This window comes from Levilactobacillus huananensis, assembly GCF_003946145.1.
Classification (GTDB): Bacteria; Bacillota; Bacilli; order Lactobacillales; family Lactobacillaceae; genus Levilactobacillus; species Levilactobacillus huananensis.
Window position 1 is genome coordinate 186,129 of record NZ_RHOC01000003.1, and the last position, 18,580, is coordinate 204,708.

Genomic DNA, 18,580 nt, shown 5'->3' on the forward strand with positions numbered 1-18,580 from the left:
AAATTAAAAGAGCACCTCGTCATTATCTAAAAGATAGTAACGAGGTGCTCTTTTTCTAAGAAAGATGAGCGGGTTAGCTGCCAAATTTAATTAACGGCATGGCGACTGTGCTTACCCGCAATGATGGTTTGGGCATCATTAAGGGCAATCTCCAAGCCATTTTTAACCGCGAGTTTTGTAAAGAATGCGACATGCGGCGTGATAATCACATTTGGCATGGCGTTTAATTCTTGGAAGTCTTGTGGTGTATCCGTGTAAGGCTTTTTCTGAGTGAAGAAGGTTACCTCATTTGCTAAAGTATCAAGACCCGCACCAGCGATCTGTTTCGTCTTTAAGGCGTTGATGAGGGCGGCTGTATCGACCAATTCTCCGCGAGACATGTTAATTAAAATGGCGTTAGGCTTCATTTTCTTGAAAGCAGCTGCGTCGATCATGTTTTTAGTTGAAGGGAGAAGAGGCGTGTGTAACGAAATAATGTCGGCCTCTCTGAGGATGGTGTCTTTATCCGTATAGGTGGTGAATGGCTCCATGGCGGCATCATAAGCGGGGTCGTAAGTCAGAACCTTGGCGCCCAAAGCACTGTAAATTTGAGCGGTGGCACTGCCAATATGGCCAGCACCGATTAGGCCGACGGTGCAGTTGAAAATTTCGGTACTAATAGTACTTGCATCCCAGGTGAAATCTCCTTTTTTCATCCGATCCTGATAAATACCAACGTGCCGGAGTAAGGACATCGCCTGAGTCACACCCATTTCAGCGATGGCCCGTGGCGAATAAGAGGCTACGTTAGTCAAGGTAATGCCGTGTTGACTGGCAGCCGCAACATCTTGATTATCGACACCAACCTGACGAATGGCGATCTGTTTGATCCCAAATTTTTCAAGGGCGGCATAGACGTCAGCGGTGACCGGAACAATTCCCTTAGTTGAGACGCCGTCATAGCCCTTTGCCTGTTCGACAGTGGCGCTGCTCAGTGGCTGACTGGTCAAGTCCACTTGCACGTCATGATCTTTACCCCAAGCGCGTGCGTAGGGCTCCTCAACAGCTAATGTGCCATAACAAAGAATTTTCATCACGAAAACCTCCATTTAAATTATTAAAACGCTTTCTTCAATTGAACACCATGAGATGGGGCGCGTGCAAGTGATCAGTTAATGATTTAGCAGTTTAGGGTAATAAACAGAGGTAGCATTTGTTAAGAGAAATAACAATTAAATTGGTGACAAAAGTCGCTACAGAGGTGATCGTAAAATAGCATTGAGCATTTGACTGATTTGGGCATTACTTAACCCCCGTTGCTTGCGCTGGAAGGCATAACTATCGCTTTTTAGCATTGCGATAAGCATGTCTGTCCTGAATTGGATGGTCGTCGTTGTGGCATTGGGCAGAATGGCTTGAAGAAAGGGGGAAAAGAGCTGTGAGAGTTCGTGGTAGAGGGGGGTCTGAGTGAAGTCAATTTGAGAAGAATTCTCGATGGTACCCAGAAGACCACGATTTTCTTCACGAAAGTTGAGATAATTCGTGAGCAATACTGGCCAAGTTGAAGTGGTAGGGGTGAGCTTTTTTTGATGGCTAATAAAGGCCTGTAGGTGGTCGTAAACGAGGTCCAAACAAAGGGCCCCTTTGTTTGGATAATTGCGATATAAAGTGCCTGGCCCTAACTCGGCAGCAGCGGAGATATCCTTCATACTGACTTGTTCCACGCCGTTTTGTTGAAATAGTTGGGCGGCGGGGCTTCTCTTTATCTAGGCGTCTTAACTAGTCAGTTAAAGGTGGCTACGGCTATAGCAGCAGTAACAACCTCATTGTTTGTCGCACTCCCAGCTCTGTTTTTCGTTTTTTTGACACAAGTTCGAATCCATAATGTTCGTTTTAAGTTGGGAAAATATTTAATTTTTGCTGCATTGCCGGGGATTATCGGTGGCACAGCAGTTTCTAAATTAATTTCAACATGTTTTTATGATTGGTTGGTGGTATCTTGGTCGTCATGGGGGGACCATAGTTTTGGTAAAGTATTTTGGGATGAAATTACTGATTTAGTTAGCGGTCAATCGATGATGATGACCGTTGAAATTTCAATAACGAAGTTAATAGTCGTCAATAGGGCTGATCACGTTTGTTTTAGAAAAAGACTAATCATGAGTTTTTCGTGATTTTATATCAAAACGCTTGTCTTTGCCCCCCTAGTTGCGGGATAATTAAAGCAGATATCGGTTCTACCGATAAACATCTTGAAGGGGTTGATCTGCGTGGAAGTTACACGGCTCGGCAATACATTTTCTCTCTCCGGCACGCTGCCAGAAGTAGGGGATCAGTTACCAAAGTTTAAAGTTTTTGATCAGAAAGATGTCAAGGTTAAAACGGCAAATTTGATTGGTAAAGTGACATTGATCAGTGTTGTTCCGGACCTTGAGACGCCGGTTTGCACATTGCAAACGCGGAAGTTCACACAGCAGGCGGACCACTATCCAGCTGCACGGTTTGCGACGATTTCAAATAACTCGATTGCGCAACAGACTGGCTGGTGTGCCGCACAAGGCGTCGAAAACGTCGACCTGTTATCCGATGAAGAGCTTTCCTTCGGATACGAAATGGGTCTATATGTGCCTAACCTGGGTAACTTGGCTCGGTCAATTTGGATCATCGACGAGACAGGTAAGATCGTTTACCGTCAGATCGTGACTGAACAATCTGACGAGCCTAACTATCTGGAGGCCATCGAGGCTTTGGAAAAATTAGTTCCACGAGTTGATCTTTAGGTCAAAATTGAGTAGACTAATTAAAAATAGCTAGGAACAAGTCAGTAGCGTTTGAGGGACTGTACAGAGAGCCGGGGGTGCTGGAATCCGGTCAGTCGTGAAACGTGAACGTAGCTTGTGAGCTGATGATCTGAACTAGAGTAGGGTCATTCCGGAGCACTCTCCGTTAACAAAGAAGTTAAGTGGGGCATAAACGCCCAATTTAGGTGGTACCGCGAAGAACTCTTCGTCCTAATTTTAGGATGGAGAGTTTTTTTGTGTCACCGACGCGTAGCTTAAGCACAAGAAAGGATATGATTCTGATGGCAGACAAACAAGTTGATATGCCAACCAAGTATGACCCAACCGCCGTCGAAGCCGGTCGTTACCAGACTTGGCTCGATGAAGATGTTTTTAAACCTAGTGGGGATAAGAAAGCTAAGCCTTACTCGATTGTTTTACCACCACCAAATGTTACCGGGAAGCTGCATTTAGGCCATGCCTGGGACACGACGTTACAAGACATGATCATCCGGCAGAAGCGGATGCAAGGTTTCGATACCCTCTGGCTTCCAGGGATGGACCACGCCGGAATCGCCACGCAAGCCAAGGTTGAAGCACGTTTACGTGAACAAGGGATTACCCGTTACGATCTCGGTCGTGAAAAGTTCGTCGACAAGGTTTGGGAATGGAAGGACGAGTACGCCGCAACTATCCACAAGCAATGGGCCAAGATGGGGTTGTCTATGGACTACTCTCGTGAACGCTTTACGCTTGATGATGGCTTATCCGACGCCGTTAAGAAGGTCTTTGTTACCCTGTATAAGAAGGGGCTAATTTACCGTGGCGAATACATTATCAATTGGGATCCACAAGCTCGGACGGCCTTGTCCGATATTGAAGTTATCCACAAGGATGACAAGGGAGCCTTCTACCACGTTAAATACCCATTTGCTAATCCAGATGACACATTTAACGGCAAGCACTATATCGAAATTGCCACAACTCGTCCTGAAACCATGATGGGGGACACGGCCGTTGCCGTTAACCCGGATGACGATCGGTACAAGGACTTGGTTGGCAAGAAGGTTATCTTGCCACTGGCTAACCGTGAGATTCCAATTATTGCCGACCAATACGTCGACATTAACTTTGGGACGGGGATGGTGAAGATTACACCAGCCCATGACCCTAACGACTTCTTAGTTGGAAATCGTCACAATCTTGAACGAATCAATACCATGAACGAAGACGCTTCGATGAACGACCGCGCTGGTAAGTATTCTGGCATGGACCGTTTCGACGCCCGTAAGGCTATGGTTGCTGATTTGGATGAACAAGGCCTATTGATCAAGGTTGATCCAATTGTTCATTCCGTTGGACATTCTGAACGGACAGGGGTTCAAGTCGAAGCTAGGCTCTCTACGCAATGGTTTGTGAAGATGAAACCATTGGCAGAAGAAGCAATTAAGAATCAAGAAGGGGACAATGCAGTTGATTTTGTTCCTAAACGATTCGAAAATACTTTCACGCAATGGATGGAGAATGTCCACGATTGGGTCATTTCACGTCAGCTTTGGTGGGGACACCGAATTCCAGCTTGGTATAACAAGAAGACTGGTGAGGTTTACGTAGATGAAGAAGCCCCTAAGGACATCGAAAACTGGGAACAAGATCCTGATGTCTTGGATACCTGGTTCTCCAGTGCTCTGTGGCCATTCTCCACGATGGGCTGGCCTAATGAGGACAGTGCTGATTTCAAGCGCTACTTCCCAACAGATACCCTGGTTACGGGTTATGACATCATCTTTTTCTGGGTTTCCCGGATGATTTTCCAAAGTCTCGAATTTACCGGTAAACGACCGTTCAAACATGTTCTGTTACATGGATTGATTCGGGCCGAAGACGGTCGCAAGATGAGTAAGTCTCTTGGTAACGGGATCGATCCAATGGACGTCATCGACAAGTATGGTGCTGATGCCTTACGTTGGTTCTTGTCCACGGGGTCAACGGCCGGTCAAGACGTGCGCTTCAGTTATGACAAGATGGACTCCGCTTGGAACTTCATCAACAAGATCTGGAACGCCAGTCGGTTTGTGATCATGAACTTGGGTGAAAACACCAAGCCAGTCGTTCCCGCAGCTGACAAGTGGGATCTGACCGACAAGTGGATTCTAAGCCGCTTGAACGACACCGTTAAGCACGTTACTGAAATGTTTGACAAGTTCGACTTTGGTGAAGCCGGTCGTTCCCTGTACAACTTTATCTGGAACGACTTCTGTGACTGGTATATTGAAATGAGTAAGGAAGTCTTGAATGGCGACGATGAAGCCGCTAAGGCAACCAAGCAAGATCTATTGGCCTACGTTTTAGACCAAACTTTGCGCTTACTCCAACCAATTATGCCATTCGTGACCGAGGCCATCTGGCAAGCGATGCCACATGACGGCAAGTCCTTAGTGACGGCCGCTTACCCAGTGGATCACCCAGAATTTAATAATGCCAAGGCCGAAAGTGATATGACTAGTCTGATCGATTTGATCAAGGCCGTTCGGAACATTCGGGCCGAAGCCAATGCCCCAATGTCCACGCCAATCGACTTGCAGGTCAAGACCAGCAATGCCAACTTACAGAGTGTCTTCGAAGGCAACCGCGACTTTATCGACCGGTTTGTTCACCCGAAGGACTTTGAAATTGGCGCTGATTTGACCGCACCTAAGCTGGCCATGACGGCTGTGATTACGGATGCCGAGGTTTCCGTACCATTAGCTGAATTGGTTGACTTGAATGATGAAGCGGCACGTTTGGACAAGGAAGTTGCTAAGTTTACTGCCGAAGTTCAGCGGGCAACCAAGAAGTTAGGTAATGAACGTTTCGTTGCTAACGCACCAGAAGATGTGGTTAACGCTGAACGTGACAAGCAAGCTGATAACGAAAAGAAGTTAGCTGCTACGCAACAACGTTTGGCCGACATCAAGGCGCAACTTTAAACTTAAATCATGTGAGACTGAAACTTGGTCTTAGTAAATCACCATCTCCGTTTGGAGATGGTGATTTTTAATGGTTTAGTCCATACTAGGACTAACGAAAAATGGCGATGATTTGATGTGGTTTGAGAGAAAACCTTAATCTTTCTTCAGAAATTTGACAGGTTCCGAACGGTTAGACCGTTTTCTCGGTCGTGGTAGCACAATTGCGGTCCACTTCGTAAAAAATCTGCTACACTAAGAAATAGTGATTTAGCGGGAGGTTTTCATTTTGTTAAAAACGTATGACGAAGCCTTAGCGTTCATCCACGGTCGAGACCGTTTCAAGAAAAAGCCGACGCTTGACCGGATGCGGGAGTTCATGCACATCTTGGGTGATCCACAAGAAAAGTTAGAAATGATTCACGTTGCCGGGACCAATGGTAAGGGGTCTACGGTAGCTTACTTACGAGATTTATTCATGGCTGAGGGCCAGACCGTGGGGACATTTACCTCACCATTCATCACCCGCTTTAATGAGCGGATCAGTACGGATGGTCAGCCGATTCCTGACGATGATTTGTTAGCCATGGTCAATCAGATTCAGCCAGTTGTGGCTCAACTGGACCAGAAGTTAGGGGCCGAGGGACCCACCGAGTTCGAAATCGACACGGCTCTCATGTTTTGTTACTTTGCTAGTCATCCCGTGGGTATCGTGATTGTAGAAGTCGGGCTGGGTGGCCTGTATGACTCAACGAATATCATCACACCGGCTGTGTCAGTCATCACCACGATTGGAATGGATCACATGAAGATTTTAGGTGACACCATCCCCAAGATTGCGACGCAAAAAGCCGGGATCATTAAGCCTGGCGTTCCAGTGGTCTGTGGCCGTTTGACGCCGGATGGTCTGGCTGTGATGGACCAGACGGCAACCCGTCAACACACTGATGTGCGGGCCTTGGGTCGTGACTTTACCGTTAAGAACCAACCAGAGGATGGATGGGGTGAACGCTTCGACTACCATTGGGATGATCAGCATTGGCGTCACTTGAAAATCGATTTACTAGGAGAATATCAGATCGACAATGCGGCCACGGCGTTGACGGCATTTACCATCTATCATCAGTTGCGGCACCTACCGATGCGCTTAGTGGATATTCGTGAAGGCTTGCGGCATACTGCTTGGCCAGGGCGTTTCGAACGGCTGAATACGGAACCTTTAATTGCAATCGACGGGGCACATAATGAGCCAGCGATGCTTGAGTTGGCTCACCTGTTGCGCCAACATTTCAAGCAACATGAGAGTTACATCATTTTGGCGGTATTGGCGGATAAGCAGTACGAGAAGATGGTTCAGACCCTACTCACAGTGCCTAACGTGCATATTGTCGTGACACAATTCCAAGGACCTGGAAAGCGTGCTGCGGCCACACCGCAGGCCTTAGAAGATGCCGTGTCCTCGCACAAACGAATCACGATGGCGCCCGATTGGCCAAGTGCCCTGAAGGATGTCTTGTCGAGTATTTCCGCCGATGATCTGGTACTTTTGACGGGGTCACTCTACTTCATTTCGGAAGTTCGACACTATTTTAAAGACACCGACGAATAAGCCAGCTCACTTTACGGAGTTACCCGTAAGGAGCTGAGGCGATATGCGACAAGAGCAGGTAACAAGTCAAAATGAACGGCAGTTATTGGGACGAGTGATGCGATATTTAGGATTGGTGGAGACGAGTGAGGTTGAGCGGTTCTTTCGCTACTTTCACAGCCTTGCCAATCTACGTTATGCGAGTCGCCAACAGTGTCAACAGTACGTAGCAGGCTTGTCACAACGGCGTGCCCTGCTGACGGCAATCGATCTGGGTCGTTGGGTACAACGCGCTCCGCGACCACTCTTGGGGGAAGTCTTGGCCAGTGGCCAGATGGGACAACTCCTAATGGCCGATTTACGTTACCTGCCGCAGGAGAGAGTCGACGTGTTTGTTTTGGATGCTAAGCACCGTATCCTAGAACGACAGACGGTCTTCCAGGGGACCCTGACTAGCTGTCCCGTTCATCCACGTGAGATTTTTCAAGTCGCGGTAAGGTGCGGGGCGGCCGGGGTGATTATCGCGCACAATCATCCGAGTGGGTCGGCCGAGCCATCTCCGAACGATCTGGCCTTTATGCATCGCCTGGCCGAGTGTGGAGAACTGATGGGAATTCCGGTTCTAGACGGCTTTGTTGTTGGGCTGAAAGCCTACTTTAGTTTCCGTGAGGCCGGGATTTTACCACTACCTATCACGTCAAATAAGACAGAACGTTTAAAATCTGATTAAAATCAGTTTTACCTATTTCTTTCTCGTTAAAAGTTCGGTATTCTTGTCACTGACGACGTGTTCTCACGTAGATAGGTATGTTATAATACGTCTATCAATGAATAAGACAAATAACTAAAAAATTTTGTTGACAATGAAGGGATGAAACACTGTGTTCGGATTAGGAACGAAAAATATTGGAATCGATCTTGGTACCGCCAATACGATTGTGTACGTTGACGGTAAAGGAATCGTTCTACGCGAACCTTCTGTTGTCGCCAAGAACACAAAGTCTGGGGAAATTGTGTCCGTTGGTGAAGATGCTCGGGCAATGATTGGCCGTACGCCGGCAAGTATTGTGGCCATCCGGCCAATGAAGGACGGGGTTATCGCTGATTACGATACGACCGTTGCCATGATGAAGTACTTCATCGAAAAGACTTTGGGCCGCTCAAACGGTAAGCCTTACGTTATGGTTTGTGTGCCAAGTGGTGTCACAGAAGTTGAAAAGCGAGCAGTCATTGACGCAACTCGGGTTGCCGGTGCGCGTGACGCTTACGTTATCGAAGAACCATTTGCTGCAGCAATTGGTGCCGGGTTACCCGTCATGGATCCAACTGGTAGCATGGTTGTCGATATGGGTGGTGGGACCACAGATGTTGCCACTATCTCATTAGGTGGCATTGTCTCAAGCCGCTCCATTCGAGTTGCCGGTGACAAGCTGGACGAAGCCATTGCGACTTATGTCCGGTCGAACTTCAATCTCTTGATTGGGGAACGGACCGCAGAAAAATTAAAGATGGATATTGGATCAGCTTCAGTCGAAGCTGCTGAGAAGATGGATGGGTCCACGATTCGTGGACGTGACCTGGTTACTGGGTTGCCTAAGGCCGTTGAAGTTTCGGCGGTTGATGTGGCCAAGGCCATTCAGGAACCCGTTCAAGACGTCATCACTGCAATCAAGGAAACATTGGAAGAGACATCTCCTGAAATTGCCGCTGACGTGATTGACCATGGGATCGTTTTAACCGGTGGTGGTGCTTTACTGCAAAACTTATCAGAAGTTATTGCCGATGCCACTAAGGTACCCGTTTCCATTGCCAGCGATCCTTTGGATTGTGTGGCTGCCGGGACCGGTGAATCATTAAAGAGTATCGATGTCATGAAGAAGAAATAGGGACTAGCGGGAAGGCAGCTTCCCGCTTCTTTATTGTGACGCTAGAGTGTTTTGACACAGCTAGCGAACAAGATGGAGGTCAAACATGCAGAAATTTTCTTTCAATCGGCGACTGGTGATCATCATCGTCTGCCTGATTGTTAGCTTTGCTTTGATGACGGTGTCCGTGGTGATTCGTAACAAGCGGTCTACGCCACCTTTAATTCAACAGTTCGGTAACGATATTGTTGGTTTAGCGGACCGGGTAGTGGCCCTCCCTGCCAATGGATTGAGTGGCTCAGTTAGCTCCGTTTCGGAGTTGTTGAACACCTATCAAGAAAACCAACAGTTGAAGAAGCAGGTGAGTGAGCTTGCCCAAACCAAGGTGCGAGACCAAACCTTAGCTAAAGAAAACCAACAACTTAAACAACAGGTTAAGTTAAATGATTCGTTGACGGACTACACCGCCATTTCGGCCGCCGTTATTACGCGGACGCCATCATCTTGGCAAAACCAAGTCGTCATTAACATGGGATCGTCAGCCGGCGTGCAGAAAAACATGCCGGTCATGTCGGGATCTGGTCTGATTGGCCGAGTCGCTGAGGTGAATAAGACGAATTCTAAGGTGGAATTGATTACAGATAATAATGATTCCGCTAACCGTTTTGCCGTTCAGATTACCACCAAGTCCGGAACCACAGTTAACGGCGTTCTGAGTGGCTATAGGACCGCAACGGGACAGATTACGATGAATAACATCACCACTAAAGCCAAGATTCATAAGGGCGACAAGGTCGTCACGAGTGGTCTTGGTGGCGTGACGCCTAAGGGCTTGTATGTCGGGAAAGTTGCCGAAACTGGCGGCGATGACTACGGGTTGTCAACAAAGCTATACATCACGCCAGCGACTGATCTGACTGATTTAAACATCGTCACAGTCGCTGTTACGAAGCAGTAGGGGGGCTAAGACGTGTATCGATTATCAAAGTTACGTTTTGGTTTTCCAATTGGGTTATTGATTATGCTTCTACTGGATGGCAGTGTGAGTCATATTTTCAGTAGCCAAATGTTTAACTATCCTACGGTCATGGTGAGTCACCTGGTTGTATTATGGTTAGTCACGGCCGTTCTTTACGAGGAGAATGTGACGATGCCATTGGGTCGATGGGCTATTGTTGCTGGGACCATCTTTGATCTGTACTACACGGGGATTTTTGGAGTTTACATTTTCATTTTTCCTTTACTTGTGTATGTGACCCGGATCATGGTGACCTATATTAGCCCCAACTTTCTCAGTGGACTATTAATTTACTTTATTGATATTACTTTAGTTGAGGGGCTAGGATTTTTGGCTAGTCGGGTGGTGCATATGACCGTAATCTCGGGTAGTTCATTCTTAGTGAATACCTTAGGCCCTACACTAGCTTTTAATCTCGCGTTGTATGTCATCTTATATTTCCCAATTCGTTGGGTGTATAATTGGTTAAATTAGGTGAAGGGAACGAACGCTATGCAAGCTGCCGTATTACGGGGAACGCAAAACGGCTATGATCTGGTGTTGAAACAGACCGCCAGTTTTGAGCAGATTCTGGTTGATTTGAAGGCACTATTGGAGAAACTCAAGACCGATCCCAAGGCGTTGGAGACGACCAAAGTGTCGTTGGACGTACTGACTGAAGATCGTCTCTTGACGGCCGATGAGAAAGCTCAAATTGAAGAAATGGTGGGGAATTACCCACGCTTTGAAATCCACAAGATTGCGGCAAACGTGATCACCATTGACGATGCCATTCAACTCCGCGAACGTGAGAACGTTCATCTGTTGAGTAAGGTTATCCGAAATGGGCAAGAGGTTGTCATGCAAGGGGATGTTCTCTTTTTGGGAACCATCCACGAGGGTGGCAAACTCCGGACGACGGGCAACATCTTTTCGATGGGAGACGTGTCCGGTATCTTGCAAGCCGGCTATCCCGATGATGAATCCAAACTGATTATGGGAAATCTTCAGACTGCCCAACAGGTTCGTATTGCCGAACAGTTTGACATTATCGAATCGGAACAACTGGCCGATTCACGTCAAACGATCGCGTATGTGAACGATCTTCACGTGTTGTCATACGGTAAGCTGGCGCAATTAAAGAAGATTAATCCGAAGTTATATAACCAGATTGGAGGAATTTAGTTATGGGAAAAGCAATTGTCATCACCTCTGGTAAAGGTGGGGTTGGTAAGACGACTACCAGTGCCAATATTGGAACGGCGTTAGCCTTAATGGGCAAACGGGTTTGTCTGATGGATCTGGATATCGGTCTTCGGAACCTGGACGTCGTTTTAGGTCTCGATAACCGCATCATTTATGATATTGTTGACGTCGCTGAAGGACGGGCTAAGCTCCCCCAAGCACTAGTCAAGGACAAGCGGTTTGACGACAAGCTCTACTTATTGCCAGCCGCACAAAACACCGATAAGAATGCTTTACAACCCGAACAGGTTAAAGAGATTGTCGATGAATTGAAACCAGAATATGATTATGTCCTGATCGACTGTCCAGCTGGGATTGAACAAGGTTTCATGAACGCTGTTGCTGGTGCCGATGCCGCTATCGTGGTGACGACGCCTGAAATCTCCGCTGTCCGGGATGCTGATCGGGTCGTCGGCCTGTTGGAACAACATCCACTGACCGAGGCCCCACGCCTGTTAATCAACCGGATCCGTCGGAATATGATGCAGGACGGGTCCATGATGGATATTGATGAGATTACCCATCACCTGGGTATCGAATTGTTAGGAATCATCTTTGATGATGATGCTGTGATCACGACATCTAATCAAGGAGAACCTATTGTCATGCAAACTGACAATCCTGCTTCTCAAGGATATCGAAATGTTGCGCGCCGACTTGAGGGGGAAACGGTACCATTGATGAAGATTGAAGCCGAGGCCCCAACTGGGTTCTGGCACAAGGTCAGTGGCTGGTTCCATCGCGGTTAGCATTGTAATCAACGGCTAAATTTTCAATAAAGCTTGACGGCGATTGAAAAAGATCGTAGTATGTTGTCAATGAATCAATAACGTTGAACAGAAGAGTAGGTCACCAAAGTCACAACAGAAAGCCCGGCTGATGGAAACGGGTGTCCTTGGTTAACTGAAACACATCTGTGAGTTGGTTGTCTGAATCTAGTAGGATGACCCGGGGTAGCCCGTTATCGCTGGAGTTGCTAGCAACTCGCTGAGGTTAGACCAGTGATGGTTTAACAAACAGAGGTGGAACCACGATGTGATCGTCCTCTTAGGTCTATGGACCTAAGAGGACTTTTTTATTTTTGTGGCAGCGGGCAACTCCCTGAGTCGGTGTGGCGTGAGCTCATCGAGTACATGAGGTGGAATCGCGGTCAAACGCCCTCTTGAGAGTTAATCTCAAGAGGGCGTTTTTTAGTTGAAGAGAGGATGATTGCCATGAATTATGTGAGTCAAATTTTACCATCGTTAATTTCGGGAACCGGTACGACGTTATCGATTTTCTTCTGGACGTTAATAATTTCCGTTCCCTTAGGGATTCTGGTGGGGCTAGGGATGATTACTAATTTTAAGCCCTTAACTTGGCTGATTGATGTTTACGTGTGGTTAATGCGCGGAACCCCACTATTGTTGCAACTTATCTTCGTCTTTTATGGGCTTCCCATTATTGGGATCGTGTTTCAACGTTATGATGCCGCCCTCTTCGCTTTTATCTTGAACTACACGGCCTATTTCGCGGAAATTTTCCGGGGTGGTCTGCAAGCTATCCCCGTAGGACAATACGAAAGTGCGCGAGTCTTGCGATTGACCAATTGGCAGACCTTACGCACAATTGTGATCCCTCAAGTGGTCAAAATTGTGCTTCCTTCAATTGGGAATGAAGTCATCAATTTGATTAAGGATTCTTCACTAGTCTATGTCATTGGTCTTGGCGATCTGCTACGAGCCGGGAATGTGGCCATGGCGCGAGATGTCACATTAGTCCCAATGGTGTTAGTTGCCGTCATTTACTTATTATTAACGGCGGTCTGCACAGTGGTCCTGAAACGACTCGAAAAGCATTACAGTGCCTGGCGTTAGAGAGAAAGGGTGATAACCTATGCTAGAACTTAAAAATATTACGAAAAGATTTGCCGGTAAATTAATCTTAGATGGGGTTAATTTAACCGTTAATGACGGGCAGATTCTAACCATTGTCGGGCCTTCTGGTGCCGGAAAGACGACCCTATTACGGTGTATCAGTGGCCTGGAAGAGACTGATAGTGGCGACTTCTTCTTAGACGGCCAGCCGTTCAATCCAGTAACCAACCGCAATAACGACACCGTGATTGGCGTGGTTTTCCAGGACTTTCAGCTATTTCCCAATTTGACTGTGCGCCAAAATGTGACGTTGGCCCCAACCATGGTGCTTAAGCAAACCAAGGGTGAAGCCGAAGCCACTGCACAGCGATTATTGAAGCAATTGAATCTGGATGGCAAAGCCGACCTGTACCCTTATGAATTATCTGGCGGTCAGAAGCAGCGAGTGGCTATCGTTCGGGCATTGGCCATGCGGCCTAAACTTCTGTGTTACGATGAACCTACCTCAGCACTGGATCCGGACCTACGTAAAGAAGTTGAAGAGATTATTTTAAAACTAAAGGCAGAAGGAATGACCCAGATTGTGGTCACCCACGATATCCCATTTGCGGAGTCGATTGCCGATCAGATGCTACGGGTAGAAGCGAAGAGTTAGGAGTGAGTAACCATGAGAAAAAAGTTCAGACGCTGGGCAGTGTTGCTCACGGTGCTGCTGACTCTAGGAACGACGTTGGCTGGCTGCGGTCAGTCTGCTAAACAGGCCGACACGCGAGATACCTGGTCACGGATTCAACGACGGAAAAAGGTCGTTATTGGTCTAGATGATAGCTTTGTGCCGATGGGCTTCCGTCAGAAGAGTGGAAAACTAGTCGGCTATGACATCGACTTAGCGCGTGCCGTTTTCAAACAATATGGGATCAAAGTCGATTTTCAAACCATTGATTGGTCTATGAATGCCACGGAGCTTCGCAACGGGACGATTGACTTGATTTGGAACGGGTATTCAATCACACCAGAGCGGGCTAAAAAGGTGGCTTTCTCGCGGAAGTACCTGAACAATGATCAGGTACTGGTGACGTTAAAGAAGAGTGGTATCAACAGTTTTGCTGGAATGCGGGATAAGATTCTGGGCGCACAGAGTGGCTCTTCAGGGTACAATGATATTGAGAATTACCCCAAGGTCTTTAAGAATCGGATTAAGAATCACGCTGCCGTCCAGTATGATTCCTTTACCAACGCGTTCATTGATCTGAACGCCGGTCGGATTCAAGGTCTACTCATCGACAGTACTTATGCCAATTACTACATCAAGCACCAACGTCATCCCGAAGACTTTAAGGTTACCGTGGGAAACTTCCCTAAGGAACAATTCGCGGTGGGGATGCGTAAGGGGGATGTGACCCTCCAAAGCAAGATTAATCAGGGCTTAGCTCGTGCTGCTAAAGATGGTCAACTGGCCAAGATTAACCAAAAGTGGTTCGGTGGAAATGTCGATACACCATTACTGAAAAAATAAATTGGTTTTTGAGGGTCCGGGACAGTCGTTCGGGGCCCTTTACCGTCCTTTCAGAGCTGAGTAGTGGGGATGCTTAGCCAAAACACCGTGAAAATAAAAGTGGTTGCTTGTATTTACCGATTGGTTCCCTTATCATTAAACACCGATTAGACTTTTGTCAGAGGAGGATTCTGCGCGTGCATTTTCGCATAAAAAATGGGGTAACTCTTGATTTGTTACCCACCAAACAATTTAAAACTGTCGGCATTAAAGTGGACTTTGTGGCGCCGCTTCAAGCGACGGCCATCACAGGCAGAGCTCTCTTGGCTCAGGTGCTTGAGACGAGCACGGAACAGTATCCAACACAAACGGCATTGGCTCGTGAGTTATCTCGCCTTTATGGGGCAACGTTTGGAATCAGTGTTCTAAAGCTCGGGACGAAGCATGTTATTCGATTGACCTGTTCGGTCGTTGATGAGCAATATCTGGCCAATTACGCTGATGATGCCCCTTTGTTTGAACGGGGGATGGACCTGTTAAAGCAAGTCTTATTTGCGCCGTTGTTGCCAGGCGGCAATTTTGACTCGGCAACCTTTACCCAGCAACGCCAAAACCTTTACACGGCGATCAAGTCACTGGATGACGACAAGCAGTACCTGGCTAACCGTCGTCTGCAGGAGTTGCTCTTCACAGGACAGCCAACGCAGGCAATGAATGCACTGGGAGATTTGCACGTTTTGAGTGGCCTATCAGCCATGGATATTTTAGGAACTTACCATGATATGTTAGCTAATGACGCGGTTCATGTGGCCGTGATTGGGGATGTGACTGCTGAACGCGTTCAGTCAGCTCTAGCACAGTGGCCACTAGATGACCGGATGGAACCAACCAGTGCGCCTTATTACCATTGGGATGCTCGACCACAGGTTCAGGTGGGTGATGACCTGGCGCCAGTAGTACAAGCAAAATTGAACCTTGGATACCGGTTGCCCGTCTATCGCGATGACCCTGATTTTATGGCCGCAGTCGTGTTTAATGCAGCTTTTGGGGGCAGTCCTTTGTCACTTCTCTTTACAAATGTTCGTGAGAAGGCAAGTTTGGCCTACTATGCTAGTAGCGGTTACAATCCTTTTAATGGGACACTGACGGTACAAGCAGGGATTCAAGCGGAGAATCAGGAACGGGTGGAAAAAATTATCGGAGAACAGCTGGCCGCCATGCAACGTGGCGAACTGCCGGCTACTCTGTTGGATGAGGTTAAAGCAAGTCTAATGAATGCCCGCTTGTCGGCACTCGACAGTCCGCAACGCCGATTGACCGGGTTACTCAACGTGCAATTGACGCACCTGAGCGAACCTTTGGCAACTTGGCAAGAAAAACTCAGGGCGATCACAGTTGGGGATGTGGCTCGTGTTGCTAAACACGTGACCCTACAGGCTACGTATTGCTTACATGGAGGTGACCAAAGTGTTGACTAAAGAAAGTTATGACCGTCTAGGTGAGAGTATCTATCAGACGACTCTGGCCAATGGTCTCCGTGTGGTCTTAATGCCTAAGGCAGGTTTTCACAAGACGTTTGCTATCATGACTACTGACTATGGTGCAGTAGATAATGCTTTTGTTCCAAGAGGCCAGACTGATCCTGTGCGCTTGCCGGATGGGATTGCCCACTTTTTGGAACACAAGTTGTTTGAGAAAGAAGATCACGATGCTTTTGACTTATTTGGGCAGTATGGGGCTTCGGCAAATGCTTTTACCAGCTTTACTCAAACGAGCTACCTTTTTGCGACGACGAGTCATTTGAAAGAAAATCTCGATATTCTCATGGACTTCGTGCAGCAGCCATACTTTACCGCGGCGACTGTCGATAAAGAAAAGGGAATCATTGGCCAAGAAATCAAAATGTATGATGACGACCCCGGCTGGCAAAGTTATTTTGGGATGATTGGGAATCTGTATCCTAAAGAACCTTTGCACATCGATATCGCCGGTACAGTGGCGTCAATTGCCAAGATTACAGCAGATGATCTTTACACGGCATATAACACCTTCTACCATCCTAGTAACATGAGCCTTGTGGTAGTAGGGCAACTGGATCCTGAAGAAACAGCGGGGTGGATTACTGACAATCAGGCTCACAAGACGTTTGAACCAGCCAGTCCGATTCGACGGCTTGCTAGTGAACAAGCGACGCCAGCGGATATTCCGGCTACGCAGACACGACATCTGGCTGTGACACGGCCACGAGTCAATCTGGGGTTACGTGGTTTTGACACCGTGCCAGCCGGACGTGCAGGTTTGAAGTATAGTGTTGCCATTTCGTTAATGTTTGATCTGTTATTCAATGACAGTGGGGACAATTACTTGCGTTTGTATGATGCAAACATTATTGATGATAGCTTTGGCTATGACTTCCAGGTTCAACGAGGAGCACACTTTGCCCAATTGACCGGTGATACCGACCAGCCCGAAAAGTTCGCGCAAGAGTTGACGGCTATTTTGCAAGATGCATCAGCCCAATTAGAGGCTGCTAAACCGCAATTTGTATTAGTCAAGCAAGAGGCGATTGGTCGGCTTGTCGGCGCCATGAATTCAGTGGAAGCCATTGCCAATCAGTATGACGGCCCACTCTTCTCTGGTGCCACCATTTTTGATGAACTGGCCATTCTGGAAGAGTTGACGTTTACTGATTTGCGAGAAGCTTCTGAAGCCTTTTTGTCAGCTAGCCAACAGACGGTTCATACCATCCTGCCTTAAGGGGAGATTAAGAAACGGTTAAATCCAGATTTATCGACCCTCTGGCTAAAAATGCGTCAGTGCCTATGCTATACTGCTAATAGAGAAATTTTGAACAGGTGGAGAGTTTATAATGAGTGAAAATAAAATAACTTTGGGGAAAACGTTGCGTGACGCCCGGATTGCTAAGGGCTTTACCTTAGACGATTTGCAGCAAACGACGAAGATTCAAAAGCGTTACCTCATCGCAATTGAAGACCAAAATTTTGATGAATTACCGGGGGACTTTTACGTTCGGGCATTTATCAAGCAGTACGCAGACATGGTGGATCTGGACGGCGGCGAGTTGTTGAAGCAATTCGATAGCACATTGCCAAGCACCCAGACCCAAGAATATGTCGATAAAGTTAACGAGAATAATCCAGAAACCCGCTCACAACAACGTAAGGTAGACGACCGTTACGTGAAATTACGGCGGACGGTTCCAGTGATTGGTATTGTGATCGTGGTGCTGGCAGTGCTTCTTGGAATTTGGATGGCAGCAGCCCACAGTGGTCGTTCAACGAAGAAAGATAATGTCGACAGTAGTTCTGTTAGCGTTTCTGGCAGTTCCGAGAAGAAGACGAGTAGCTCGGCTAAGAGCAAATCATCTTCCAAGAAGGCTTCCACCAAGAAGGTGACGAAGACGCCCGTGTTTAAGCAATTAAGCACGACGACTTCTGGGTCAACTTGGCAGGTTAAGAACGTTTCCACTAAGCCTCAGTTGAAGCTCTCAGCTTCTTCCAGTGCTTGGATGTCGGTTAGTGTTGCTGGTTCGACGATTTGGCAGGGAACGTTGTCAGCTTCAACGTCACACAGCATGCGAATTCCTAGCTCTGCAACCAGTGTGACTTTCAACTTCGGAAATGCCCCAGCAACCAAGGTTAAGGTTGATGGCGAGGCCTTCCATTTTAACTCTGCGACGAGTACCAGCGCTGCTTCTAGCACGTCTGCTTCAACATCGACGGACACGACGAGTTCCAGCACGACAACTTCATCGCAGGTCCAAACAGTTACTCTAGAATTTAAATAAAGTAGAAGCGGGTCGGTCC

Annotated in this window: 17 protein-coding genes and 2 other annotated features; of the genes, 15 read left to right on the forward strand and 2 right to left on the reverse strand. The window is 47.4% G+C overall.

The features are described from left to right. Positions 1-86: 86 nt before the first annotated feature. Together EKM71_RS04195 and EKM71_RS04200 are read right to left on the reverse strand one after the other, a co-directional pair. Complete coding sequence (locus EKM71_RS04195) at positions 87-1,073, reverse strand: D-2-hydroxyacid dehydrogenase (RefSeq protein WP_191986170.1); 987 nt, start codon at positions 1,071-1,073, stop codon at positions 87-89. Between the two features lie 159 nt (positions 1,074-1,232). Continuing rightward, positions 1,233-1,688, reverse strand: coding sequence for a TetR/AcrR family transcriptional regulator (locus tag EKM71_RS04200; protein WP_263853561.1), 456 nt, complete (start codon positions 1,686-1,688; stop codon positions 1,233-1,235). A 561-nt stretch (positions 1,689-2,249) separates the two neighbouring features. On the opposite strand from EKM71_RS04200, the gene EKM71_RS04210 reads away from it, so the two are divergent. From EKM71_RS04210 to EKM71_RS04280, 15 genes are all read left to right on the forward strand, one after another. After that, a complete protein-coding gene (locus tag EKM71_RS04210) occupies positions 2,250-2,759 on the forward strand; it encodes a thiol peroxidase (RefSeq protein ID WP_057878077.1) in 510 nt (169 codons plus the stop codon). A gap of 23 nt (positions 2,760-2,782) precedes the next feature. Continuing rightward, positions 2,783-2,996, forward strand: a binding site (T-box leader). Positions 2,997-3,061: 65 nt separating this feature from the next. Further along, positions 3,062-5,728: a valine--tRNA ligase gene (locus EKM71_RS04215; protein ID WP_125573405.1), complete on the forward strand. Its 2,667-nt coding sequence runs from the start codon at positions 3,062-3,064 to the stop codon at positions 5,726-5,728. A gap of 268 nt (positions 5,729-5,996) precedes the next feature. Then, positions 5,997-7,316 (forward strand): bifunctional folylpolyglutamate synthase/dihydrofolate synthase, encoded by a 1,320-nt coding sequence (locus EKM71_RS04220; protein WP_125573406.1) that lies wholly within the window; start codon positions 5,997-5,999, stop codon positions 7,314-7,316. A 43-nt stretch (positions 7,317-7,359) separates the two neighbouring features. Further along, a complete protein-coding gene (locus EKM71_RS04225) occupies positions 7,360-8,025 on the forward strand; it encodes a JAB domain-containing protein (RefSeq protein ID WP_125573407.1) in 666 nt (221 codons plus the stop codon). Between the two features lie 151 nt (positions 8,026-8,176). Beyond that, positions 8,177-9,181, forward strand: coding sequence for a rod shape-determining protein (locus EKM71_RS04230; protein ID WP_125573408.1), 1,005 nt, complete (start codon positions 8,177-8,179; stop codon positions 9,179-9,181). Positions 9,182-9,266: 85 nt separating this feature from the next. Continuing rightward, entirely contained in the window at positions 9,267-10,118 is an 852-nt protein-coding gene (mreC, locus tag EKM71_RS04235) for a rod shape-determining protein MreC (RefSeq protein ID WP_125573409.1), read from the forward strand. A gap of 12 nt (positions 10,119-10,130) precedes the next feature. Then, a complete protein-coding gene (gene mreD / locus EKM71_RS04240) occupies positions 10,131-10,652 on the forward strand; it encodes a rod shape-determining protein MreD (protein ID WP_125573410.1) in 522 nt (173 codons plus the stop codon). Positions 10,653-10,670: 18 nt separating this feature from the next. Next, entirely contained in the window at positions 10,671-11,342 is a 672-nt protein-coding gene (locus EKM71_RS04245; protein WP_125573462.1) for a septum site-determining protein MinC, read from the forward strand. Positions 11,343-11,344: 2 nt separating this feature from the next. Then, positions 11,345-12,151 (forward strand): septum site-determining protein MinD, encoded by an 807-nt coding sequence (gene minD, locus EKM71_RS04250; protein WP_057878069.1) that lies wholly within the window; start codon positions 11,345-11,347, stop codon positions 12,149-12,151. 74 nt (positions 12,152-12,225) lie between these two features. Then, positions 12,226-12,452, forward strand: a binding site (T-box leader). 164 nt (positions 12,453-12,616) lie between these two features. Next, positions 12,617-13,258 (forward strand): amino acid ABC transporter permease, encoded by a 642-nt coding sequence (locus EKM71_RS04255; RefSeq protein ID WP_125573411.1) that lies wholly within the window; start codon positions 12,617-12,619, stop codon positions 13,256-13,258. A gap of 19 nt (positions 13,259-13,277) precedes the next feature. Then, the gene (locus tag EKM71_RS04260) at positions 13,278-13,913 is read left to right on the forward strand and encodes an amino acid ABC transporter ATP-binding protein (RefSeq protein ID WP_125573412.1); all 636 of its coding nucleotides are present in this window, start codon (positions 13,278-13,280) and stop codon (positions 13,911-13,913) included. A gap of 12 nt (positions 13,914-13,925) precedes the next feature. Next, entirely contained in the window at positions 13,926-14,774 is an 849-nt protein-coding gene (locus EKM71_RS04265; protein WP_125573413.1) for an amino acid ABC transporter substrate-binding protein, read from the forward strand. A 176-nt stretch (positions 14,775-14,950) separates the two neighbouring features. Beyond that, positions 14,951-16,231 (forward strand): EF-P 5-aminopentanol modification-associated protein YfmF, encoded by a 1,281-nt coding sequence (yfmF, locus tag EKM71_RS04270; RefSeq protein WP_125573414.1) that lies wholly within the window; start codon positions 14,951-14,953, stop codon positions 16,229-16,231. Next, complete coding sequence (yfmH, locus tag EKM71_RS04275) at positions 16,224-17,510, forward strand: EF-P 5-aminopentanol modification-associated protein YfmH (protein WP_164504720.1); 1,287 nt, start codon at positions 16,224-16,226, stop codon at positions 17,508-17,510. The genes yfmF and yfmH overlap by 8 nt, the downstream gene beginning before the upstream one ends. Before the next feature lie 112 nt (positions 17,511-17,622). Next, positions 17,623-18,561 carry a helix-turn-helix domain-containing protein gene (locus EKM71_RS04280; protein ID WP_125573416.1) on the forward strand — a complete coding sequence of 313 codons (939 nt, stop codon included), beginning with the start codon at positions 17,623-17,625 and terminating at the stop codon, positions 18,559-18,561. The last annotated feature ends 19 nt before the right edge of the window (positions 18,562-18,580 follow it).